The 22,428-nt window shown below is 69.2% G+C and carries 17 protein-coding genes and 4 pseudogenes; 17 read left to right on the top strand and 4 right to left on the bottom strand.

The window, feature by feature from the left end:
* Positions 1–116 precede the first annotated feature (116 nt).
* The 17 genes and pseudogenes from OJJOAM_RS19210 to OJJOAM_RS19130 all read left to right on the top strand — a co-directional run bounded on the left by OJJOAM_RS19210 (position 117) and on the right by OJJOAM_RS19130 (position 18,572).
* Positions 117–1,736 carry an ATP-binding protein gene (locus OJJOAM_RS19210; RefSeq protein ID WP_422650756.1) on the top strand — a complete coding sequence of 540 codons (1,620 nt, stop codon included), beginning with the start codon at positions 117–119 and terminating at the stop codon, positions 1,734–1,736.
* Positions 1,737–2,033: 297 nt separating this feature from the next.
* Positions 2,034–2,424: pseudogene (locus tag OJJOAM_RS19205) on the top strand (cupin domain-containing protein).
* Between the two features lie 67 nt (positions 2,425–2,491).
* A complete protein-coding gene (locus tag OJJOAM_RS19200) occupies positions 2,492–3,481 on the top strand; it encodes a Bug family tripartite tricarboxylate transporter substrate binding protein (protein WP_422650971.1) in 990 nt (329 codons plus the stop codon).
* A gap of 171 nt (positions 3,482–3,652) precedes the next feature.
* Positions 3,653–4,819: an acyl-CoA dehydrogenase family protein gene (locus OJJOAM_RS19195; protein ID WP_422650755.1), complete on the top strand. Its 1,167-nt coding sequence runs from the start codon at positions 3,653–3,655 to the stop codon at positions 4,817–4,819.
* Positions 4,820–4,861: 42 nt separating this feature from the next.
* Positions 4,862–6,082, top strand: a complete 1,221-nt coding sequence (locus tag OJJOAM_RS19190; RefSeq protein ID WP_422650754.1) for a CaiB/BaiF CoA transferase family protein — start codon at positions 4,862–4,864, stop codon at positions 6,080–6,082.
* 93 nt (positions 6,083–6,175) lie between these two features.
* Positions 6,176–6,943 carry an IclR family transcriptional regulator gene (locus OJJOAM_RS19185; protein ID WP_422650753.1) on the top strand — a complete coding sequence of 256 codons (768 nt, stop codon included), beginning with the start codon at positions 6,176–6,178 and terminating at the stop codon, positions 6,941–6,943.
* A gap of 356 nt (positions 6,944–7,299) precedes the next feature.
* Positions 7,300–8,307, top strand: coding sequence for a thiamine pyrophosphate-dependent dehydrogenase E1 component subunit alpha (locus tag OJJOAM_RS19180; protein ID WP_149318455.1), 1,008 nt, complete (start codon positions 7,300–7,302; stop codon positions 8,305–8,307).
* Positions 8,308–8,359: 52 nt separating this feature from the next.
* Positions 8,360–9,439 (top strand): alpha-ketoacid dehydrogenase subunit beta, encoded by a 1,080-nt coding sequence (locus OJJOAM_RS19175; protein WP_422650752.1) that lies wholly within the window; start codon positions 8,360–8,362, stop codon positions 9,437–9,439.
* Positions 9,436–9,681: a lipoyl domain-containing protein gene (locus OJJOAM_RS19170; protein ID WP_422650751.1), complete on the top strand. Its 246-nt coding sequence runs from the start codon at positions 9,436–9,438 to the stop codon at positions 9,679–9,681. The genes OJJOAM_RS19175 and OJJOAM_RS19170 overlap by 4 nt, the downstream gene beginning before the upstream one ends.
* Before the next feature lie 3 nt (positions 9,682–9,684).
* Positions 9,685–10,428 carry a 2-oxo acid dehydrogenase subunit E2 gene (locus tag OJJOAM_RS19165; protein WP_422650750.1) on the top strand — a complete coding sequence of 248 codons (744 nt, stop codon included), beginning with the start codon at positions 9,685–9,687 and terminating at the stop codon, positions 10,426–10,428.
* Entirely contained in the window at positions 10,428–11,207 is a 780-nt protein-coding gene (locus OJJOAM_RS19160) for a lipoate--protein ligase family protein (protein ID WP_422650749.1), read from the top strand. The genes OJJOAM_RS19165 and OJJOAM_RS19160 overlap by 1 nt, the downstream gene beginning before the upstream one ends.
* Before the next feature lie 140 nt (positions 11,208–11,347).
* The gene (locus tag OJJOAM_RS19155) at positions 11,348–11,941 is read left to right on the top strand and encodes a gluconate 2-dehydrogenase subunit 3 family protein (protein WP_422650748.1); all 594 of its coding nucleotides are present in this window, start codon (positions 11,348–11,350) and stop codon (positions 11,939–11,941) included.
* Between the two features lie 132 nt (positions 11,942–12,073).
* The gene (locus OJJOAM_RS19150; RefSeq protein ID WP_422650747.1) at positions 12,074–13,651 is read left to right on the top strand and encodes a GMC family oxidoreductase; all 1,578 of its coding nucleotides are present in this window, start codon (positions 12,074–12,076) and stop codon (positions 13,649–13,651) included.
* A gap of 268 nt (positions 13,652–13,919) precedes the next feature.
* Entirely contained in the window at positions 13,920–16,109 is a 2,190-nt protein-coding gene (locus tag OJJOAM_RS19145) for a sigma-54-dependent Fis family transcriptional regulator (protein WP_422650746.1), read from the top strand.
* Positions 16,085–16,870, top strand: coding sequence for a histidinol-phosphatase (hisN, locus tag OJJOAM_RS19140; protein WP_422650745.1), 786 nt, complete (start codon positions 16,085–16,087; stop codon positions 16,868–16,870). Before OJJOAM_RS19145 ends, hisN begins: the two co-directional genes overlap by 25 nt.
* A 362-nt stretch (positions 16,871–17,232) precedes the next feature.
* A pseudogene (locus tag OJJOAM_RS19135) lies at positions 17,233–17,974 on the top strand (IclR family transcriptional regulator domain-containing protein).
* A gap of 364 nt (positions 17,975–18,338) precedes the next feature.
* Entirely contained in the window at positions 18,339–18,572 is a 234-nt protein-coding gene (locus OJJOAM_RS19130) for a hypothetical protein (RefSeq protein WP_006576881.1), read from the top strand.
* A gap of 157 nt (positions 18,573–18,729) precedes the next feature.
* On the opposite strand, the gene OJJOAM_RS19125 is transcribed toward OJJOAM_RS19130, so the two are convergent.
* From OJJOAM_RS19125 to OJJOAM_RS19110, 4 genes and pseudogenes are all read right to left on the bottom strand, one after another.
* On the bottom strand, positions 18,730–19,473 hold the full coding sequence (locus OJJOAM_RS19125; protein ID WP_422650744.1) for a flagellar brake protein: 744 nt from the start codon (positions 19,471–19,473) through the stop codon (positions 18,730–18,732).
* Between the two features lie 91 nt (positions 19,474–19,564).
* Positions 19,565–20,122, bottom strand: a complete 558-nt coding sequence (gene thpR, locus OJJOAM_RS19120) for an RNA 2',3'-cyclic phosphodiesterase (RefSeq protein ID WP_422650743.1) — start codon at positions 20,120–20,122, stop codon at positions 19,565–19,567.
* A 115-nt stretch (positions 20,123–20,237) separates the two neighbouring features.
* A pseudogene (locus OJJOAM_RS19115) lies at positions 20,238–20,775 on the bottom strand (methylated-DNA--[protein]-cysteine S-methyltransferase).
* Between the two features lie 126 nt (positions 20,776–20,901).
* Positions 20,902–22,353 (bottom strand): annotated as a pseudogene (locus tag OJJOAM_RS19110) (DNA-3-methyladenine glycosylase 2 family protein); the annotation flags it as partial.
* Positions 22,354–22,428 lie beyond the last annotated feature (75 nt).

Here is a 22,428-nt window from a genome sequence, read left to right as displayed (position 1 = left end):
GGCGCATCGCCGATGCGCCGCAAGACACCGCAGGCGGCCTCGTGCCGCCTGCGGTTTTTTGGCCCGCCGCCAGGGCTGGCGTATCCTTTGCGTCATCCCCCGCCCGGAGCTTCAACATGACACACCCCACCGAACCGGCGCACGGTACGGAGGCTTCAGCCAACGCGGAAGGCACGCCGAAGCAGCTGGAAGCCAAATATCGGGCCCTGGTCGAGGCCATTCAGGACTACGCGATCTTCACGCTCGACGTGTCCGGCAATATCACCAGCTGGAATCGCGGCGTCGCCAAGATCAAGGGCTATGCGGCGCACGAGATCATCGGCAAGCATTTCTCGGTCTTCTATCCGCCCGATGCGGTGGCGCGCGGCTGGCCGGACTACGAGCTGCGCCGGGCCGCCGCCGATGGCCGCTTCGAGGACGAAGGCTGGCGCGTGCGCCGGGATGGCACGCTGTTCTGGGCCAACGTCACCATCACGGCGATGTTCGACGAGCAGGGTATGCTGCAGGGCTTCGCCAAGGTCACGCGCGACATGACCGAGCGCAAGCGGCTGGAAGAGCTGGAACAGTCGAGCCGGCGCATGAGCGAGTTCCTGGCCACGCTGTCGCACGAACTGCGCAATCCGCTGGCACCGATGCGCAACGCCGTCAATCTGATGCGGCTCGAGACGCTGGGCTCGGGCGACCAGCGGGCGCCGCGCGACAGCGCGACGCTGCGCCAGTGCCAGAGCGTGCTGGACCGGCAACTGTCCCATATGACGCGGCTGGTCGACGACCTGCTCGACATGGGCCGCATCACCTCCGGCAAGGTCGAGCTGCAATACAGCCGCGTGGATCTGGCCGACATCGTCGCGCGGGCGGCCGAAGCCGCCAAGCCAACGCTGGAGCGGCGCAGGCAGTGGCTGGATTTGCGGGTGCCCGGCCAGATCGCGATGCGCGCCGATCCGACCCGTCTGATTCAGGTGCTGCAGAACCTGCTGTTGAACGCGTCGAAGTTCTCGCCAACGGGCAGCCGGATCGCGATCGAGTCCGAGCTGCAGCCGCAGGCGGTGGAACTGCGCGTCAGCGACGAAGGCATCGGCATTCCCGCCAGCGAGATCGACACCATCTTCGACCTGTTCGTGCAGCACAAGCACGGCAAGGTGTCCGACGACGGCGGCCTGGGCATCGGCCTGTCGCTGTGCCGCTCGCTGGTGGAGCTGCACGGCGGCTCGATCCGCGCGAGCAGCCCCGGCGAAGGCATGGGCAGCACCTTCACGATCCGCTTGCCGCTGGGCATCGGGAGCGCCGAGGAGAAGCAGGATACGGCGGTGCCGCTCCCGGCCGGCGCGCTGCGAGTGATGGTGGTCGACGACAACCGCGATTCCGCGGACAGCCTGGGCATGCTGCTGCAGGCGATGGGGCACGAGGTCCATATCGCGTACGACGCCGAGGGCGCGGTCGAGATCGCGGGCAGCTTCGTGCCGCAGCTGGCGCTGATCGATATCGCGATGCCCGTGGTCGACGGCTTTGCGCTGCTGCGCGGACTGAAGAACATGCGGGGCTGGTCCGGCACCGTGTTCGCCGCGATGACCGGCTTCGGCCAGCCGAGCGACCGGGCCGAGACCAAGGCGGCGGGCTTTCACTTCCATATCGTCAAGCCGGTCGAACTGCCGAAGCTGCAGATGCTGCTGGCAATGGTCGAACAGGGCACGGTCGCCGGCGCCGGCCCGGGCGGCAATCCCTCGACGGCGGCATAGGCCGCCTCCGCACGAAGGCGTAGCGGCCCGCCGGCAAGGTGCGGCCGCTACGCAGGTCCCGCCTGCCCTTCCCGCTTTTCCCGCTTCTCCCCTTCTCCCTTCCCGCTCGGCACGTACGCGGCGCGCCCCTGACGGCTCGGTGCGGCGTCGCGTCCCCGTTCGCCCTGCGCTGGCCGCGATAGGCGTAAACCCGCGGCCGGCCACAATTCGCTTGACCGTCGAATTCATGGATATAAACTGCGATTCATCATTTCGAATTTTAAAGTCATTCCCGAGACTTCATACCGAGGCTTGCCCGTGCCAGACCGCCGCACTTACTTCGTATCGCTCGACGACGTCCCCGGCTATCACCCGGCCAACCATGTCGGCACCCTGAATCGCCGCCTGATCGGCCCCGAAACCGTCGGCGCGCGCCATCTGGAGGTGGTGCACGGCACCATCGAGAAGGGCAAGGGCGCGCTGCCGCATGCGCATCCGGGCATCGAGCAGGTCTGCTACCTGCTCGAGGGCCGCGCGCTGGCGGAAGTCGGCGGGCAGCGCCGCGAGCTCGGCCCGGGCGACTGCTGCTTCTTCCCCCGCCGACGAGATGCATGTGTTCACGGTGGTCAGCGACGAACCGGTCAAGGTGCTGGTCATCTACTCGCCGCCGTACGAGGAATCGCCGGAACGCGTGGTGCGGCCCCACTGAGCCGCGTCCAACCCTGAGCCCGCGCCAGTCGGGCCATCCCACCATAACGAGGAGACAGACGATGAACATGCTGACCAGGCAGGGCTTGGGCCGACTATTGGGTGGCACCGCGGCCGCCCTGGCGATGGCGCTGACCGTGGCCGCGCCCGCGGCGCTGGCCGACACCTTCCCTTCGAAGCCGATCAAGCTGGTGGTGCCGTTCGCCGCCGGCAGCGGCACCGATGCGGTGGCCCGGCTGACGGCCAAGTATCTCGGTGAGTCGCTCGGCCAGTCGGTGCTGGTCGAAAACAAGCCGGGCGCCAACGGCACCATCGCCGCCGAATACGTGGCCAAGGCGGCGCCGGACGGCTACACGCTGTTCATGACGACCAACACCACGCACTCGGCCAACCCGTCGCTGATGAAGCAGCTGCGCTACGACCCGGTCAAGGACTTCACCCCGGTCGCGCGCATGGGCAACCTGCCCTTCATGCTGGTCGTCAGCCCCTCGCTGCCGGTCAAGACGCTGCCTGAGTTCATCGCCTACGCGAAGTCGCATCCGGGCCTGTCCTATGGCAGCGGCAACAGCACCGGCATCGTCGCCGGCGCGACGCTGGCGCGGATGGCGGGCCTCAATATGCTGCACGTCCCCTACAAGAGCACGCCGCCGGCAATGACCGACGTGATCGGCGGCCAGATCCAGCTGATGTTCGTCGACTTCGCCGCCGGCATCGCCAACGTCAAGGCGGGCAAGCTGCGCGCGCTCGGCGTGACCACCGCGCAGCGCAGCGAACTGCTGCCCGACGTGCCGCCGCTGGCGAGCGTGCCCGAGCTCAAGGGCTTCGACATCACGTCGTGGAACGGCGTGTTCGCGCCGGCCGGTACGCCCGCGCCGGTGGTCGAACGGCTCAATCGCGAACTGGTGGCGATCGTCTCCAACAAGCAGCACGCCGCGCAGTACTACGCCTTCGGCTTCGAACCCTTCGGCAGCACGCCGGCCGAGCTGGGCAACTTCGTCACGGCGGAGCTGCGCAAATGGTCGAAGCTGGTCAAGGACGCGGGCATCCAGCCCGAATGACCGGCGATCGTGCCGCGTCGTGATGCCGCGCCGTGATGCCGCGCCGATGCACACACCCACGCGGCATCCACCCGGCGCCAACGCCCACACTGACGCCGCATCAGCGGCATTGGCGCGGCACCAAGCCGCCACGCCCCCACCGAACAACAGCCGCAACACGAGGACATCGACGTGAATTTCGAACTCTCGGACCAGCAGACCGCCATTGTCGAAGCGGTTCGCACGGTCTGCTCCCGCTTCGACATGGAATATTGGGACCGGCTCGACCGCGACCACACCTTCCCGCATGATTTCCACGCGGCGATGTGCGAGGGCGGCTGGCTCGGCGTGGCGATGCCGGAAGCGCTCGGCGGCGCCGGTCTCGGCATCCTGGAGGCGGCGCTGGTGATGCAGGCGATCTCGGAATCGGGTGCCGGCATGAGCGGCGCCTCGGCGGTGCACATGAACGTGTTCGGCCTGAATCCGGTGGTGGTGTTCGGCTCGCCGGAGCAGCAGTCCCGCTTCCTGCCGCCGCTGATCGCAGGCCGCGAGAAGGCATGCTTCGCGGTGACCGAGCCCGACGCGGGGCTCGATACCACGCGGCTGAAGACCTTCGCGCGCAAGGTCGACGGCGGCTATCAGGTCAGCGGCCGCAAGATCTGGATCTCGACCGCGCAGGTTGCCGACCGCATGCTGCTGCTGGCGCGCACACGGACGCTGGAGTCGGTCGGCAAGCCCACCGAGGGCCTGTCGCTGTTCTACACCGCGCTGGACCGCAACCGCATCGAGGTGCGCGAGATCGACAAGATGGGCCGCGGCGCCGTCGACTCGAACATGCTGTTCATCGACGAGCTGTTCGTGCCGGACGAGGACCTGATCGGCGAGGAGGGACGCGGCTTCGAGTACATCCTGCACGGGCTCAATCCCGAGCGCATCCTGATCGCCGCCGAAGCGGTCGGCCTTGGCCGCGCCGCGCTGGCGATCGCTACGCAATACGCGAAGGACCGCGTGGTGTTCGGCCGGCCCATCGGCGCCAACCAGGGCGTGCAGCATCCGCTGGCGCTGGCGTGGATGCAGCTCGAAGCGGCCAACCTGATGGTCATGAAGGCCGCGGCGCGCTACGACGCCGGCCTGCCCTGCGGCGCCGAGGCCAACACCGCCAAATACCTGGCGGCCGAAGCGGGCCACAACGCCTGCCAGACCGCGATCCTGACCCTCGGCGGCATGGGCTATTCGCGCGAGTACCGCGTCGAGCGGCTGCTGCGCGAATCGTATATCCCGCGCATTGCGCCGGTCAGCCCGCAGCTGATCCAGTGCTTCATCGCCGAGCGCGTGCTCGGCCTGCCGAAGTCGTACTGAACCGAACTGAACACCGGAGCACAACGCGTGATGGATCACGGCATGACGAATTCGCCCTGGGACACGCCCGACACCGAGGAGACCAGCGCCACCGCCGCCACCGGTCCGCTGGCCGGCGTGCGCGTGGTCGACATGACCTCGGTCGGCATGGGCCCCTATGCAACCCAGATCCTGGGCGACATGGGCGCGCAGGTCATCAAGGTCGAATCCCCGGAAGGCGACGTGTTCCGCCACGCGGAGCCGGCGCGGCATCCGAACATGGGCGCGGCCTTCCTGAACCTGAACCGCAACAAGCGCTTCGTCGTGCTGGACCTGAAGCGGGCGGAAGACCTGGCCGCGCTCAAGCGCCTGCTCGCCGACGCGGACGTGTTCGTCTCCAACGTCCGTCCCGCCTCGCTGCGCAAGCTGGGGCTGGACTACGCGTCGCTGCGCGAAGACCACCCGCGCCTGATCTATTGCGGCGCCTACGGCTATGCCGAGGATGGTCCGTATGCGGGGCAGCCGGCGTTCGACGACATCATCCAGGCGCGCAGCGGCCTGGCGCAGTTCCAGGGCGCCAACGGCGACCAGGGCCCGCGCTACGTCAACACGATCCTGGCCGACAAGGTCGCCGGACTGACCGTCGCCTACGCGATTCCGATGGCGCTCTATGAACGCGAGCGCTCCGGGCAGGGCCAGGCGATCGAGGTGCCGATGTTCGAGACGCTGGTGTCCTTCCTCGCGGTCGAACAGCTGGCCGGCCGCACCTTCGTGCCGCCGCTGGGCGACGCGGGCTACGGGCGCGTGATGTCGCTCCACCGCAAGCCCTACCAGACCGCCGACGGCTATCTGGCACTGCTGCCGTACACCAGCGCTCAGTGGGCCCGCTTCTTCGCGGTCGCCGGGCGGCCGGAGCTTGCCGCCGATCCGCGCTACGCCAATCCCGCCGGCCGCAGCGCGCATATCGATTCGCTGTACGCGACGCTGGCGGACATCGTGCGCACCAGGACCACCGCGCAATGGCTGGACCTGCTGCGCGACGCCGACATTCCGCACAGCGAGGTGCCGCGCTTCGACAGCGTGCTCGACGACCCCCACCTGCGCGCGACCGGCATGGTGTTCGAATACGCGCATCCGAGCGAGGGGCAGCTGCGTGCGGTCGGCATTCCGACCCGCTTCTCGCGCACGCCGGGCAATATCCGGCATTGGCCCGAGCCGCTGCCCAGGCGCGGGATGGATGCCGCCGCGGATGCCGCCACGGACGCGGCCAACGATCCCGCCTAGCGTCGGCGCAAGCCGCGGCGGCGGCCGCCAAGGCCTTACACTGTCGGCCTTGCGCAGCATGCCCCCGATCAACAGGCCGACAGGAACAAGCAGATGACCGCCGTGGAACCCGCCGACAAAGCCGCGAGTTCGAACGTCAAGACCGCGCTGCGCGTGGTCGAGATCATGGAGATCTACGCGCGCGAAGGGCGCTCGCTGACGCTGACCGAACTGGCCAGGCTGCTGGGCGCGCCGATGTCGAGCTGCCTGGGCCTGATCCGCACGCTGGCGGCGCTCGGCTATCTGTACGAGACCGGACGGCGCCAGGGCTATTACCCGACCGGCCGCCTGCTCGCGATCGCGCAACGCATCGCCGCCAACGACCCGCTGCTGGAGCGGGTGCAGCCGGTGCTCGAATCGCTGCGCGACGAGACCGGCGAGACCGTAATCTTCGGCAAGCTGCAGGACGACGGCCGCGTGGTCTATCTCGACGTGGTCGAGTCGAGCAATCCGGTGCGCTACATCGCCACCGCCGGCGAACTGCGGCAGGCCCATACCAACTCGATCGGACGCGCGATCCTGTCCGCGCTGCCCGCCGCCGACCGCGACGCGCTGCTCGCGCGCGCCTCGTTCGCGCCGCTGACGGCCCGCACGCTGGCCTCGCGCGCAGCGCTGGAGGCCGAGCTCGACATCTCGCGCGAACGCGGCTGGGCGCAGAACTTCGGCGAGTCGCTGGCCGACCTCGGCGCCGTCGCGGTGCCGCTGACGCTGGCCGGGGTGGTCTACGGCGTGTCGGTGGCCGGCCCGATCCACCGGGTCGAGTCGCGCGCCGCCGACATCGCAATGCCGCTGCGCACGGCGATACGCGCGCTGCAGAGCTAGACCTCCGCCTACCTCCGCCCCCTCCCGCCGCCGGTCTCCCTGCGACACCTGTCGCATTCCGGACGCGACACCTGTCGCATGCCGCGACGGCGTCGCGACGCGCCGGGCGCCGCCGCATCGCCGCCGCGCGCGCCGCACCGCCCCTGATCCACCCTCCCCCGATCCGCCGCGAAGCCGCGCCACGCAAGGCTTTGCGGCCTCCGACCCCGCTCGGTCGGTCCCCCCGCCATCCCCCCCCGCTTTCCCGCACTGGCATCGCGCTTGCAATGACATGGCAGCCGCGGCGCCCGCCGCACTCGCGCTTCCCCACGCGGACACGGGCGCCTCGCCAAGCGAAAGAAACAGGAGACACGACGATGGAACCGACCACGGACCAGTTGCTGTGGATGTACGAAAAGATGGTCGAGATTCGCCATTACGAGGAGACGATGGCGAAGGTGTATCTCGAAGGGAAGCTGCCGCCGAAGATCCAGAAGGGTCTGGCCTTCGATATCGGTGCCGGCCCGGTGCCCGGCGAAATGCATCTGGCCGCGGGCCAGGAACCGGTGGCGGTCGGCGTCTGCGCGCATCTGCGCACCGAGGACACCGTGGTCGGCGCCCACCGCCCGCACCACTTCGCGATCGCCAAGGGCGTGCCGCTGAATGAAATGACCGCCGAGATGTTTGGCAAGGTCACCGGCCTGGGCCGCGGCAAGGGCGGCCACATGCATTTGTTCCACCCCGAAACCAAGTTCTCGTGCAGCGGCATCGTCGGCGCCGGCGCGCCGCAGGCCTGCGGCGCCGCGCTGGCCGCGCGCAAGCTCGGCAAGGACTGGGTTGCCATCGCCTTCTTCGGCGAAGGGGCGGCCAACCAGGGCGCCTTCCATGAGGCGCTGAATCTGGCGGCGCTGTGGAAGCTGCCGGTGCTGTTCGTCTGCGAGGACAACAAATATGGCATCTCGGTCGAGAAGTCGGCTTCGACGTCGGTCGACAGCAATGCGGTCCGCGCCGCCGGCTACGGGATACCCGGCGTACTGGTGGACACCAACGATGCGGTTGCCGTGTTCCGCGCGGCCGGCGTCGCGGTCGCGCGGGCGCGGCGCGGCGAAGGGCCCACGCTGATCGAGGTCAAGACCGACCGCTACCTGGGCCACTTCCAGGGCGATCCGGAAACCTACCGGCCGAAGAACGAAGCGCAGACGCTGCGCCGCAATGATCCGATCGACCGGCTCGGCAAGCAGCTGCGCGAACAGGGCCTGCTCGACGACGAGGCCGATGCCGCGCTGCGCCGGCAGATCGTCGAACGGGTCGACGCCGCCTATGCGTTCGGCCGCGAAAGCCCCTACCCCGCCCCCGAGGAAGCGCTGCAGCACGTGTTCGCGTGATCGCACCAGGCACCGCACGCTGCCCGCCATGACAGGAACAGGAGACAACCAGATGCAACCCAACGACACCCAACTCTCGGCAGAGCCGGCCCAGGCCGCGCGCAAGCTGACCATGGCGCAGGCCATCGCCGAGGCCATCGGCCAGGAGATGGAGCGCGACCCGAGCGTCTTCGTGATGGGCGAGGACATCGGCAAGTACGGCGGCATTTTCAGCGCCACCACCGGCCTGCTGGACCGCTTCGGTCCCGAGCGCATCATGGACACGCCGATCTCGGAGACCGCCTTCATGGGCGCCGCGATCGGCGCCGCGGCCGAAGGGCTGCGGCCGATCGCCGAGCTGATGTTCGTCGACTTCTTCGGCGTCTGCTTCGACCAGATCTACAACCATCTGGCCAAGAACACCTACATGTCCGGCGGCCGCGTCAAGCTGCCGGCCGTAGTGATGACCGGCATCGGCGGCGGCTACAACGACGCGGCCCAGCACTCGCAATGCCTGTACAGCACCTTCGCCCATATGCCTGGCATGAAGGTGGTGGTGCCGTCGAACGCCTACGACGCCAAGGGCCTGATGATCGAGGCGATCCGCGACGACAACCCGGTGGTGTTCTGCTACCACAAGGGCATCATGGGCCTGTCGTGGATGTCGTACTTCGAAGGCAGCACCACGGCCGTCCCCACCGAGGCCTACACGATACCGTTCGGCAAGGCGCGCGTGGTGCGCGAGGGCCGCGACGTGACCATCGTCACGCTGAGCCAGATGGTGCAGAAGTCCGTGCTGGCCGCCGAGCAGCTGGCGCAGGAAGGCATCGACGCCGAGGTCATCGACCTGCGCACGCTGGTGCCGCTGGACAAACAGGCCGTGCTCGAGTCGGTGGCCAAGACCGGCCGCCTGCTGATCGCCGACGAGGATTATCTGAGCTACGGCCTGTCCGGCGAGATCGCCGCGATCGTGGCCGAGCATCTCGACACCCTGTCGATGAAGGCGCCGGTGCGGCGCCTCGCCGTGCCCGACGTGCCGATCCCGTTCAGCCGTCCCCTCGAGAACTTCGTGATCCCGCAAGTGGACACGATCGCCGCCAGCGTCCGCGCGCTGATGCAACCCACCCAAGAACTGAAGCGAGAAGCAGCATGACCGACGTAACGATGGCAGACGACGTGTGGGCCGATGTCGAGGAAGGCACCGAGGCCCTGTTGCAGGACTGGCAGGTCAATGTCGGCGACAGCGTCGCCGAGGGTCAGACGCTGGTGGTGGCCGAGCTGGTGAAGACCACGCACGAGATCGTCGCGCCGGTGCCCGGCCGCATCGCCGAGATCCTGGTGCAGTCGCAGGACACCTTCGCGCGCGGCGCCGTGCTGGCGCGCATCGAGGAGTAGACCATGGCCGAAGCCTCACTGACGCTGGCGGCTGACAACGGCGCCGCCGCGCCCCCGCTCGGGGACGGGCCCACGCGGCAGACCATTCCCCTGACCGGCATGCGCGGCGCGATCGCGCGCGGCATGACGGCCGGCTGGCAGATTCCCCGGGTCGCGCATTCGCTCGAGGCCGACGTCAGTGCGGTCGAAGCGAAGCGCGCCACGCTGCAGGCGGAGCTGGGCGACAGCGTCAAGGTCACGCTGACCGCCTATGTGCTGCGTGCCGCCGCGCTGACGCTGCGCGCGCATCCCAGGCTGAACGCGCGCGTCACCGACAAGGAGATCGAGCTGATGCCCGACGTCAATATCGGGCTGGCGGTCAGTCTCGACGACGGTCTGGTGGTGCCGGTGCTGCGCGAGGTCGATCGCAAGCCGGTCGAGGAGATCGCCCGCGAGGCGCGCACGCTGGCCGAGGGCGCGCGCAACGGCACGCTGAGCGCCGGCGCCTACCAGCGCGGCACCTTCACCATCAGCAACCTGGGCATGACCGAGGTCGAGCGCTTCACGCCGATCCTGCACGCGCCGCAGGCGGCGATTCTCGGCGTCACGCGCGTGATCCGCCGCGCCGTGGTCAAGGACGACTGGATCAGCATCGCGCCGATGATGGGCCTGCATCTGGTGTTCGACCATCGTGCCGTCGACGGCTACCCGGCCGCGGCCTTCCTCGGCGACCTGAAGCGGCGCCTCGAATCCGCGGAAGACCTGTGATGGCCGCACTCGCCCCGACCCTCGTCACCGCGACGCCGCACGCCGAGCAGGCGTGGAACGCGCGGCAGCTGGCCGAGCCGGTCACCGAGCCGCGCCTGCGCCTGTGGACCTATCGCGCGCCCGGCGTGGTGTTCGGCTGCTCGCAGCGGGCACTGCACGAGCGCACCGCGCTGGCGGACCGCGCGGTCGTGCGCGGCTCCGGCGGCGGCGCGGTGCTGACCGGGCCGTGGATGCTGTCGGCCTCGATCGTGCTCCCGCCCGACCACGCGCTGCTGTCGAGCGGACCGATCGGCAGCTACCGGTGGCTCGGCGTGCTGCACGCGGGCCTGCTGCGCGACATGGGCATCGCGGCGTTCGCGCTGCCGCCCGAGCAGGCGCGCAGCCACCGGACCGATGCGGCGCTGACCTGGGCCTGCTACGGCGGCCTGTCGCCGTGGGAGGTCGTGGTGGACTCGCGCAAGATCGTCGGTCTCGCGCAGCTGCGCCGGCGCACCGGCGTGCTGCTGACCTCGGGCACGCTGATCGCGCCGCCCGACTGGCGCCTGCTGTGCGAAGCGCTCGGGCAGCCGGCCGGCCTGGGCGATGCGCTAGCCGACCGCACCACCTCATGCGAGACCGAGCTGGGCGCGCCGGTGATCGCCGAGGTGCTGGCCGACCGCCTGCACCACATGCTGACCGACGTGCTCGGCAGCGTCGCGGCCAACGACCACGAGGCCATGCCGCGCGCTTCCATCCGTCACGCGACGCGGCCGCGCGGTGCCGCGGCGCCGCCGGGCTAGCGCGACGCGGCCAACGCTGCCCGATGCGGCCCGAAGCTGCCAAACGCAGCAAACGCCGCCGAATGCCGCCGGATGCCGCCCAACCGCCGCCCAACGCAGCAAACACAACGATACCGATATCCCACCGAAGGAGACGACAAATGCAAGACGACATCCAGCAAGCGGATGCCGCCGCGCCCGCGGCCGGCATGCGCATCGTGGCCAAGACCCAGCCGGTGACCCGGCGCGGCTTTCTGCGCGGCACGGGGCTGGCCGCCATCGGCGTCGCCGTGGTCTCGCCCGGCGCGCTGGCCAAGCCTGCCCGCGAGGCGCTGGTCACTGACCTGAAGGCGCTGGGCACGCCGACCGCGCGCACGCTGCTGGTGATGGCGCGCGACATCTTTCCGCACGACCGCTTCGCCGACCGCTACTACGTGCAGGCCATCGCGCCGCTGGACCAGGCCGCCGCCAAGGACAAGGCCGTGCGCACGCTGCTGCAGCGGGGCGTACGCGAACTCGACGCGGCCGCGCAGCGCAAGCACGGCAAACCCTATGCGCAGCTGCAGGACGAGGCCGACCGCGTCGCGCTGCTCAAGGCCATCGAGACCACGCCCTTCTTCGAGAAGGTGCGCGGCGAGATGGTGACCAGCCTCTACGACAACAAGGCGGTCTGGCCGCTGCTCGGCTACGAGGGCTCTTCCTGGGAGAAGGGCGGCTACGCCAACCGCGGCTTCAACGACATCGACTGGATCTGATCGGACCATTCGATCCGCGATCTGGTCCGCAATCTGGTCCGCGATTCGATCCGCAAGCGCATCGCAGGGCCGCACAGACGGCACCGCTGACCGTACCGCGGTACCGCATCGAGACAACACTGGAGACAAAACATGGCAACACGGATCGACCTGAACGACCGCGACGCGGTCGTCATCATCGGCTCCGGCGCGGGCGGCGCCACGCTGGCCAACGAACTGGCGCAGCGGGGCATCGGCAAGATCGTGATCCTCGAGGCCGGCAAGCACTACACGCAGGCCGACTTCGAGAACGACGAATGGGCGATGTTCCGCAAGATCTCGTGGCTCGACAAGCGGATCTCGGCCGGCGGCTGGCACCACACCAAGACCTATCCGAACCTGCCCGCGTGGATCGTCAAGGCGGTCGGTGGCTCGACCATCCACTGGTCCGGCGTCGCGCTGCGCTTCCAGCCGCACGACTTCCGCACGCGGCAGATCTACGGGCAGGTCGAAGGCGCCAACGTGCTGGACTGGCCGATCACCTACGAGGAACTGGCGCCGTACTACGACAAGGCCGAGAAGAAGATGGGCGTGACCGGCAGCGCCGCCAGCGGCCAGCCGCCGATGCCCGAAAGCAACCAGTACAAGGTGGTGGCAGCCGGCGCGCGCAAGATCGGCTATCGCAAGATCGTGCGGCCGGTGGCCTCGAATTCCACGCCCTACGACGGGCGTCCCGCATGCCAGCAGGCCGGCTTCTGCATGCAGGGCTGCAAGATCGGCGCCAAATGGTCGGCGCTCTACACCGAGATCCCGAAGGCGCTGGCGACCGGCCGCGTCGAGCTGCGGCCCGAGAGCATGGTGCTGCAGGTCCAGCACGACAAGTCCGGCAAGGTCAACGGCGTGCTGTATGCCGACAGCAAGGGGCGCAAGCATCTGCAGAAGGCGCGCGTGGTCTGCGTGGCCGGCAATTCGATCGAATCGGCGCGTCTGCTGCTGAACTCGGCGTCGACGCTGTTCCCCAACGGACTGGCCAATTCCTCGGGCCAGGTCGGCCGCAACTACATGAACCACGCCACCGCGGCCGCGGTGGCGATCCATCGCAAGCCGGTCTACATGTACCGCGGCTTCGATATCGGCGCGGTGGTGGCCGACGAGGTCGCGCTCAACACCAAGCGCGGCTTCAACGGCGGCTACTACCTGGAGGGACTGGCGCTGGGCCTGCCCTATACGGCCGCCTTCATGAAGCCCGGCGGCTGGGGACGCGACGTGACCTCGGCGCTGGAGCAGTACGACCACATGACCGCGATCTGGGTCTGTGGCGAGGACATGGCGCGCGAGCAGAACACCATCACGCTGCATCCGACCGAGAAGGACCAGTACGGCCTGCCGATCCCGATCGTGACCAAGACCTACCACCGCAACGACGACGCCATCGCGGCGCACGGGCTGCAGCAGTTCCGCAAGCTGTCGGAGGCGGTCGGCGCGACCCGGGTCATCGATATGCCGGCGTATCCCGCCAGTCACAATATGGGCACCAACCGGATGAGTGCCAACGCCCGCGACGGCGTGGTCAACCGCTGGGGGCAGGCGCACGACGTCAAGAACCTGTTCGTCTCGGACGGCAGCCAGTTCACCTCCAGCTCGGCTGCCAATCCGACGTTGACCATCGTCGCGCTGGCCATCCGCCAGGCCGAATACCTGGCCGGCGCGCTGCGCAAGGGCGAGGTCTGAGCCCGGGCTTGTCGGGATTGAAGTCCGCCCCGGGGCTGGTGTAAGGTCGTCGCGCCTGGGAAGGCGTCGTGCCTGGGAAGGGGCAGCGCTCTCGCCCACCGTTGGGGGGCTCCCCTCTCCCGCCCGCGGGAGAGGGGCCGGGGAGAGGGAAAAGGCGGCCCGCAGTACCGACGCCGTCCGCCTCCGGGTCTATATTGGATAACACCACGAAGACAACAGCAGATAAGCGTCGACCGTCCCCACGGCAAGGCGCAGCGAAGGAGACCCTGTGATCAGTGCTAAGCAAGCCGCCCACCGGCACGCGCATGTCGAGCAGGTGCTGACGCTCGCCAGCCAGGCCGATCCGGAGCGGCCGCCGCTCAGCGAGATCGAGCGCTCGTGGATCCGCTGCGTGAACGAGTACGGCATGGACCCCGGCCGCCGCATGCCGGCCCATATCGTCGAGGCGGGACGGCTGCGAGAGCACAAGGACCAGATCGAGGACTTCCTCGGTGTGGCCCGCACCGGCATGGAGCAGCTGTACAAGCGCATGTCCTCGCTCGGCTACGTGCTGCTGCTGACCGATTCGCACGGCATCGCGGTGGACTTCATCGGCAACGACCAGTGGGATCGCGAACTCAAGAGTTCCGGCCTCTATCTCGGCGCCGACTGGAGCGAGCGCCAGGCCGGCACCTGCGCGGTGGGCACCTGCATCGTCGAGCAGCATGCGGTGACCTGCCACCAGACTGACCACTTCGACGTCTCGCACATCAGCCTGACCTGCAATAGCGCGCCGCTGTTCGACCCCACCGGCGGCTTTCTCGGCGTGCTCGACGTCTCGGCGCTGACCTCGCCCGGTCCGCGCGAGAGCCAGCATCTGGCGCTGCAGATGACGGCGATGTACGCGCAGATGATCGAGGACGCGAATTTCCTGCGCTACTTCCGCGACCGCTGGATCCTGCGGCTGGGCGCGACCTGGTCGCTGGTCGACGTCAGCGGCGAGATCATGGTGGCCTTCGACGCCGACGGCATCGTCTGCGGCATCAACAGCGGCGCGCGCCGCGCGCTGCGGGCGGCGGACCATGGCCCGGTGATTGGGCGCCCGCTGACGATGCTGTTCCGCGAGAGCATGAGCGATCTGTGGCGGATCGCACGCGCCGGCATGTCGTCCGATCGCGCCACGCTGCGCACGCATGGCGACGAGGTCTACTACGCCAGCGCGATCGCGCCGCGCGTGATGCCGCATCGCATTGCCGCGCCGGCGGCGCCCGAGCCCGGCGACACCGCCGCGCTCGATGCGCTGGGCGCCGACGACGCGCAGATGCAGCGGCTGATCACGCAGGCCAAGCGCCTCGCCAACAAGCCGCTCAATGTGCTGATCCACGGCGAGACCGGCACCGGCAAGGAGGTCCTGGCCAAGGCGCTGCATCAGAGCAGCAACCGGCGGGAGCATGCCTTCATCGCAGTCAATTGCGCCGCCATTCCCGAGACGCTGATCGAAAGCGAACTGTTCGGCTACACCGCGGGCACCTTCACCGGCGCGCGCGGCAAGGGCATGCGGGGCCTGATCGCGCAGAGCGATGGCGGCACGCTGTTCCTCGACGAGATCGGCGACATGCCGCTGCACCTGCAGAGCCGGCTGCTGCGCGTGCTGTCCGAGCGCGAGGTCACCCCGCTCGGCGCGCAGCGTCCGGTCGCGGTCGACCTGCGCGTGGTCGCGGCCTCGCACCGGGACCTGCGCCAGCTGATCGCCGAGGGCCGCTTCCGCGAGGACCTGTATTACCGGCTGTGCGGCGCGACGCTGTATCTGCCGACCCTGCGCGAACGCCAGGACAAGGCCTATCTGATCGAACGCATCTGCCAGGAGGAAGCGGCCCAACTGCAGATCGACGCCACGCTGTCGAGCGACGCGTGGCGCGCGATGCTGGCTTACGACTGGCCCGGCAATGTGCGGCAGCTGCGCAATGTGCTGCGCTTCGCGCTGGCGATGAGCGACGGCGGCCATATCGATCTCGGCGACCTGCCGCCCGAGGTGACCGACGCCGGCACGGCGAGCCCGCCGCGCGCGCTTGCCGCGTCGGTACCCGCCTCCATGCCCCCCGTCCGTGCCCGCATCCGTGCCCGCATCCGATTCCGCCGGCTCGCCGGTCCCCGACGATCCGAAGGCGCGCCAGTTGCTGGCCGCGCTGCAGGCGCACCACTGGAACGTGACCGAGGTCGCCGCGGCCTGCGGCATCTCGCGCGCGACGGTCTACCGGCAGATGGAGCGGTTCGGCATCGTCGCGCCGAACCGGCGCTAGGCCGGGTCCGGGGCGAGCGCTTCCCGCGAGGCGGCTGGCATGGCCGCCGGGACCGACGTACCATCGCTGCATCGGCCGATCGTTGCCGGCCCTTCCTGCGCCCTTGCCTGCGTCTCGTTCCACGTCCCTTCCTGCAACCACCGCCGCCACCGCCATGCCGCTACCCGCCGAACGCCTGAACGAATATCTGGACTTCGCCCACCGCCTGGCCGACGCGGCCGCGGCGCAAAGCCTGCCGCTGTTCCGCACCCATGCCGAGGTGCAGGACAAGGGCGGTCGGCGCTTCGACCCGGTCACCGCCGCGGACCAGGCCGCCGAGACCGCGATGCGCGAGCTGATCGCCGCGACCTATCCCGACCATGGCATCCATGGCGAGGAGCATGAGCGCATCGAGGGCACGTCGCCGCTGACCTGGGTGCTCGACCCGATCGACGGCACGCGTGCCTTCATCACCGGCCTGCCGCTGTGGGGCACGCTGATCGCGCTGAACGACGGCGACCGGCCCGTGCTCGGCGTGATGGACCAGCCGTTCACCGGCGAGCGCTTCGTCGGCACCTGCGACGCCGCGTGGCTCGGCAAGACCCCGCTGCGCACGCGGCCCTGCGCGAGCCTGGCCGACGCCAAGCTGATGTGCACCACGCCGGAGATGTTCGGCGACGAGCCCGAATGGAAGGCGTTCCGCTGCGTGGCCGATCGCGCGCGGCTGCTGCGCTATGGCGGCGACTGCTACGCCTACTGCATGGTCGCCGCGGGCCATGTCGACGCGGTGGTCGAGGCCGGGCTGCAGCCCTACGACGTGCAGGCGCTGATCCCGATCGTCGAAGGCGCGGGCGGCATCATCACCAGCTGGACCGGTGACGATCCCCAGCATGGCGGACGCGTGGTGGCCTGCGGCGATCGCCGGCTGCATGCGGAGATCCTGGCGGCGCTGGCGGAATAGCGCGACGGCGAACGGGCGGATCGCGCGGCGGGGAATGCTCGGATCGCGCGGCGGCGAATGCTTGTATCCCGCGGCGGCGTATGCGCGGAGCGCGCGGGCATCGCCCCGCGGCGCCAGCCGCGGATTTCCCCGCACGGCGCGGCGCCGGTTATGATGCGCGATTATCGAACGATCGCTGCGGCCCTCTTCCGGCCCTTTTCCGTATGGACGCCACCCGCTCCACCGCCGCTCCGGCGCCTGCCGCCCCCGCTGCTCCCGCTGCTCCCGCTGCCTCCGACGCCGCGCGCGCCGATGCCGCCCCACCGCGCACGGCGCCGGCGCGTCCGGACCAGTTGGACCAGTACGCCGGCGATCCGAATTTCATGCTGTCGCTGGCCCGCGGCCTGCACGTGCTCGAAGCCTTCTCCGAGCGCCGGCGGCCCCTGACCATTTCACAGATCGCGCAGCGCACGCAGCTGTCGCGCGCCTCGGTACGGCGCTGCCTCTATACCTTGCAGCGGCTCGGCTATGTCAGCCAGGAAGACGGCCGCTTCGCGCTGCGCCCGCGCGTGCTGCATCTCGGCCACGCCTACTTCTCGTCGACCGCGCTGGTCGCGCAGGCACAGCCGATCCTGGACCGGCTCAGCGCGGCGGTCGGGGGAGACCTCCGCGCTGGCGATCCTCGAAGACACCGACATCCTGTATCTCGCCCGCTGCGAGGTGCGCCGCATGCTGTCGCACGCGCTCGGCATGGGCAGCCGCCTGCCGGCCTTCTGCACGTCGATTGGCCGCATGCTGCTGGCCCATCTGGACGAGCCGGCACGCGACGCGTACTTCGAGCGCGCCGAGCTGCGGCCGCGCACGCTGCAGACCAAGGTATCGCGCACCGAGCTTGAGGCGTGCTTCGAGCAGGCCCGCACGCTCGGCTATGTGGTGGTGGACGAGGAACTGGAGCTCGATCTGCGCGCGCTCGCGGTGCCGGTGCATGCGGAATCGGGCGAGGTCGTGGCCGGCATCAGCGTCAGCGTGCGGCCCACGCAGGTCGGCGAAGCGGAGATGCTTGCCCGCATGCTGCCCCGCATGCGCGAGGCCGCGATGGAAATGAGCAGGCTGATTGCGGCGTAAATATCGGGGATGACGACAGGACATGACGACGGGACATGACGACAGGGCATGAGGACGTGGCATAACGACGCGGCATGACCATGCCGCATCAAGCCATTCCTGCGCGGCTGTCGCCTCGCCACAACGACAATCGACATGGTGCGCCAATATTGCGCCGCTTATTGGAAGCCAATCATGTCGCAATGCTCACAATCGTGACGCTTTAAAGCGCGAGGCGCGTCGCCGCCATCACTCCTCGGAATAGACTGGAAAAAAGTCGCGGTATTCAATGCATCGCGTTGCGATATACATTGCTAAAATCACCGTCCAACAAGTCCGAACCCGAAAGACTCTTGCCAAAAAAAGAGACTACCGCAACACCAATATGACTTTCGATGACATCTCGCTTGGCGCAATCGTCGCGGATATGCGCATGGCAGAGAGACCCCTGATGCCCGCCGAACAGGCCTATCTCGCCGAACTGCGTCAACGGATTGCAGCCGGCTCCGAGAATTTGTGGGCCATTCTGGAAGATGCCGGCATGCCATCGAACGGTGGCCGCCTGTCCGGCGATGTGATGCTCGCCCTTACGATGGTGGCGCAGAGCAAGCCGCAATAAGGAAGAAACGGCGCGAGGCCGCCAAGCCGCGCGTCATTCCGCCAAAGCGGGGACTCAGTGGCTTTCAACGACGCTGGATATCCCGTTTTGGCCGGAACGATGTGATAGCCGGCGGCAATTTCCGCCGATTTCGGATGCGATCCGCTCGCGCCTTTTATCAGCCGCGATGGGCCAATTCCAGCGCGAATACCAGCCGCTGCAGCGTATTTTCCAGCCGCCCGTCCGGATTGACGAAGGCACAGCCGAAATGATGTATCGCGCTGTCGTCGCGGCCCACCAGCCAATGTCCCACCACCTGCAGATCCAGATCGAGCTTGCCCAGCTCGCGGAAATCGAGCCGGGCGCGCGCGATGCGCGTACCGACCGGCAACTGCGTATCGCCGACCGTGCGCGAGCGCAGGCCCACTCCCGATAGCGACAGATCCGAGATATCGAGCTTGACCACGGTACCGTCGTCGAGCCGCCCTTCGCAGCCATAGCCTCGCGTCACCAGCGTGCGCGCGCGGAAATGCCGGCGGCGCTGGAAGTGATAGAGCTTGTCCGGGAACGGGGCCTTGAATGCCGGGCCGCCTTGATACTGCACGGGTTCCGGCTGGCCGATGGTGAAGTTGACCGGCACGCCGCGCAGCGAAGCGGAGATCGCGTTTTCCTCGGCTTCCAGCACCGCGCGCGCTTCCTCGTCGGTCCGGCACCAGTCGAAGATAAAGGTGCGGCTGCCTGGATCGACGTGGAGCACCGAGGAAACGGTTTCCCGGCCGCGGCCGGAACGCACGTTCAGCGTGCATTTCTGCCACGCCAGATCGCGCAGCACCGTGCCGATCTGCGAGGCATGCGTCAGGCGGTACTGCTCGTCGGACGGGGCGGCGGCCTCGGGTTGGTCGATGGACTCGTGGGAACTCATGAAATCACGCGGGCGGGTGCGGGGATCCAGATTGCGGGCGATGGGACTCTAGTACAGAAACGGCATCCTCGGCGCAAAACTTGAGCCCGACTTACGGGGGGTTGTCCCGGTCCGCCTCGAGCAAGCCGAAGGCCCGACGGCAGCGATGCTCGGCGCCCTGCCGCTGCAGGCGGCTCTCGAACAACACGAAACGCCGCGCCAGATAGGGCGGGCAGGCCAGTTCCCGTTGCGCGGCCACCCACTCGCGCAGCAGCGGCTCGGGCGCATGCGGCGCGCAGCGCGCCAGCGTCAGGTGCGGATGGAAGGGACGGGCCTCGGGCTCGATCCCGGCATCGCGCAGCGCCAGATCGAGCGCGCCATGCAGGGCCAGCAGCGGTTCCGCGGGCGCGACGCCGGCCCACAGGATGCCGCCGCGCCTGCCGAAGCGGCCGACGCCGACGACTTGCACCGGGACCGCAACGGCGGCGATCGTGGCCAGCGCCTCGTCGATCGCCGCGGCCCGTTCCTCATCGACCTCGCCGATAAAGCGCAGCGTCAGATGGACCTGGGCGGCCGGCGTCGGACGGATTCCGCGCTCGCGCGGCAGCGTCGCGAGCAGCGAGGCCGCCAGCGCGGGCGGGGTTTCCAGTGCGACAAAGAGCCGTGGCATGTCGGCGCGCGGTTACGGGTGCGTTCCGGGTGCGGCGCGGGTAGCGCGATGTGGCTGCCGTTACGGGGCTGCCGTTACGAGGCTACCGTTACGGGCCCTCGTTATGCGGCTGCCGTCATGCGGCGGCCGCCACCGCGTCGCGCAACAGCGGCAGGTGCGGCGCCGCCGCCGTGCCTTCCAGCCGCAGCAGCGCCTGCTTGCGGTCGGTACCGCCGGCATAGCCCGTCAGCGCACCCTTGGCGCCCAGCACGCGATGGCAGGGGGACGATCACCGAAATCGGGTTGCGGCCCACCGCGCTGCCGACCGCGCGCGCATGGCCGGGCGGCAGGCCCAAGCCCAGCGCCAGCTGGCCATAGCTGACGGTCTCGCCGAACGGGATCTCGCACAGCGCCTGCCAGACCTGCTGCTGGAAGGCGCTGCCGGCCAGGCGCAGCGGCACGGTGAAACGCTGCCGCGCACCGGCGAAGTATTCGGTCAGTTCTTGCGCCGCCTGCGCCAGCAGCCGCGCATTACGCGCGTCAACGGCACCGGTGTCGAAGGGTCCGGCCGGATGGTATTTCTGGCCGGCAAAGAACATCCCCGTCAGATGGCCGTCTTCGGCGCGCAACAGCACGTCGCCGAGCGGGCCCGGCATCGAACGATAGTGAATCATGTTGGCTGCTCCTGTAGTTGAGGGCGGCGCGTCCGTCGGGCGCGGGGCGACACGGCTTGCGCGCCGGTCGTCCCGCCACCGCCCGGGGGGCACCGCGCGCGCCGTGGCACGTTCCTGCTCGCGGCGGTCCTGCATGTCCTGGTACTGCCGCCACAGATGCATGGCCGCGTAGGCGCGCCACGGCGCCCATTGCGCCGCGTGCCGCAGCATCTCGCCGTTGCGCTCGATGCCGAGCACCTTGCGAAGCGCATAGTCGGTGGCCGGGAACGCATCGGGCCAGCCCAGCGCGCGCATCGCGATGTATTGCGCGGTCCAGTCGCCCACCCCGTCGATGGCGCACAGGGCCGCGACGGTCTGCGCTGGCTCCACGCCCGGCTCCAGCGACACCCTGCCGTCGACCACGGCCGTGGCGATCGCGTGGATCGCGCGGGCCTTGGCCATCGGCACGCCGAGCGCATTGAGTTCCGCTACCGGCAGCGCGGCCAGCGTGGCCGCGCTCGGAAAGCAGGCGCGCAGTTCGTCCATCGGCACGGCCAGCGGCACGCCATGGGCCTGCACCAGCCGATGCAGCATGGCGCGGGCCTGGGCCAGCGAGACGACCTGGCCGAGCACCGCCCGCACCGCGATCTCGAAGCCGTCGACGGTCCCCGGCAAGCGCATGCCCGGCATCTCGGCGGCCAACGCGCCCAGGTGGCGATCGACCACGTCGGGCCGGCAACCGAGATCGCACAGGCGCCGGACCTTGCCCAGCACCTGCGGAATGGCATGCGCCAGCGAACCGGACAGCGTCACGCGGAACACGTGGCGTTGCGGGACCAGGGCGAGCCGTATCCAGCCGCTGTGCAGGCGTCCGCCCACTTCGACGGCCACGGTGCGCCCGTATTCGCCGCCGTGCACATCCGGCCGGATCTGCTCGACGCCCGGCACCGCGCGGGCGCCGAGAAACTGCATCAGCGCGGCCCACGCGAGCGGCGGCCGGTAGCCGAGCTCGAACACCAGGCGGTCGGCCGGCATGCCCGCGGCGCGCTTGCGCATCGCCGTGGGCGCCAGGCCGTAGCGCGTCTTCAGCACGTCGTTGAAGCGGCGGACGCTGCCGAAGCCGGCTGCCAGCGCCACCTCTGTGACGGGCAGCGCGGTATCGGTCAGCAGCCGCTTGGCAAGCAGCAGGCGCTGCGTCTGCGCATAGTCGACCAGCGAGACGCCGAACTGCGCGGTGAACAGCCGGCGCAGGTGCCGCTCGGTGACGCCGATGCGCGCGGCGAGCTCGGGCACACCGGCATCGGCCAGGAAGCCCTCGTCGATCAGCGTCGCCGCCGCCTGCGCCAGCCGGCCCGACAGGTCGGCAATCCCGTGGCCTGGCGCCAGCTCGGGCCGGCAGCGCAGGCAGGGCCGATAGCCGTGCTTCTCGGCCGCCGCCGCGGTGGCGAAGAAACTGCAGTTTTCGCGCTTGGGCGTGCGCACCGCACAGACCGGCCGGCAGTAGATGCCGGTCGACGACACGGCGACGAAAAAGCGCCCGTCGAAGCGGCGGTCGTGCGAAACCACGGCGCGGTAGCAAGTGTCGGGATCGAGTTCCATGGCTGCATGCTACCGCTTTCCGGCGAGGCGACCAGCCGGATTCGGACATGCGAGTCGGAGCCGTCCGGCCAGGTC

It is taken from the genome of Cupriavidus sp. H18C1, assembly GCF_049311595.1.
Classification (GTDB): domain Bacteria; phylum Pseudomonadota; class Gammaproteobacteria; order Burkholderiales; family Burkholderiaceae; genus Cupriavidus; species Cupriavidus cauae.
Note: the sequence above shows the minus strand (reverse complement) of the source record. Positions and strands in the feature narration are given on the sequence as shown.

What these genes read in the sequence shown, in the direction of transcription:
- OJJOAM_RS19200 (WP_422650971.1), top strand. Translation starts at nt 2,492, where the DNA reads ATGCTGACCAGGCAGGGCTTGGGCCGACTATTGGGTGGCACCGCGGCC.
- hisN (WP_422650745.1), top strand. Translation starts at nt 16,085, where the DNA reads ATGCCGCTACCCGCCGAACGCCTGAACGAATATCTGGACTTCGCCCAC.
- OJJOAM_RS19180 (WP_149318455.1), top strand. Translation starts at nt 7,300, where the DNA reads ATGGAACCGACCACGGACCAGTTGCTGTGGATGTACGAAAAGATGGTC.
- OJJOAM_RS19160 (WP_422650749.1), top strand. Translation starts at nt 10,428, where the DNA reads ATGGCCGCACTCGCCCCGACCCTCGTCACCGCGACGCCGCACGCCGAG.
- thpR (WP_422650743.1), bottom strand. Translation starts at nt 20,122, where the DNA reads ATGCCACGGCTCTTTGTCGCACTGGAAACCCCGCCCGCGCTGGCGGCC.
- OJJOAM_RS19170 (WP_422650751.1), top strand. Translation starts at nt 9,436, where the DNA reads ATGACCGACGTAACGATGGCAGACGACGTGTGGGCCGATGTCGAGGAA.
- OJJOAM_RS19190 (WP_422650754.1), top strand. Translation starts at nt 4,862, where the DNA reads ATGACGAATTCGCCCTGGGACACGCCCGACACCGAGGAGACCAGCGCC.
- OJJOAM_RS19175 (WP_422650752.1), top strand. Translation starts at nt 8,360, where the DNA reads ATGCAACCCAACGACACCCAACTCTCGGCAGAGCCGGCCCAGGCCGCG.
- OJJOAM_RS19185 (WP_422650753.1), top strand. Translation starts at nt 6,176, where the DNA reads ATGACCGCCGTGGAACCCGCCGACAAAGCCGCGAGTTCGAACGTCAAG.
- OJJOAM_RS19165 (WP_422650750.1), top strand. Translation starts at nt 9,685, where the DNA reads ATGGCCGAAGCCTCACTGACGCTGGCGGCTGACAACGGCGCCGCCGCG.
- OJJOAM_RS19155 (WP_422650748.1), top strand. Translation starts at nt 11,348, where the DNA reads ATGCAAGACGACATCCAGCAAGCGGATGCCGCCGCGCCCGCGGCCGGC.
- OJJOAM_RS19130 (WP_006576881.1), top strand. Translation starts at nt 18,339, where the DNA reads ATGACTTTCGATGACATCTCGCTTGGCGCAATCGTCGCGGATATGCGC.
- OJJOAM_RS19150 (WP_422650747.1), top strand. Translation starts at nt 12,074, where the DNA reads ATGGCAACACGGATCGACCTGAACGACCGCGACGCGGTCGTCATCATC.
- OJJOAM_RS19210 (WP_422650756.1), top strand. Translation starts at nt 117, where the DNA reads ATGACACACCCCACCGAACCGGCGCACGGTACGGAGGCTTCAGCCAAC.
- OJJOAM_RS19125 (WP_422650744.1), bottom strand. Translation starts at nt 19,473, where the DNA reads ATGAGTTCCCACGAGTCCATCGACCAACCCGAGGCCGCCGCCCCGTCC.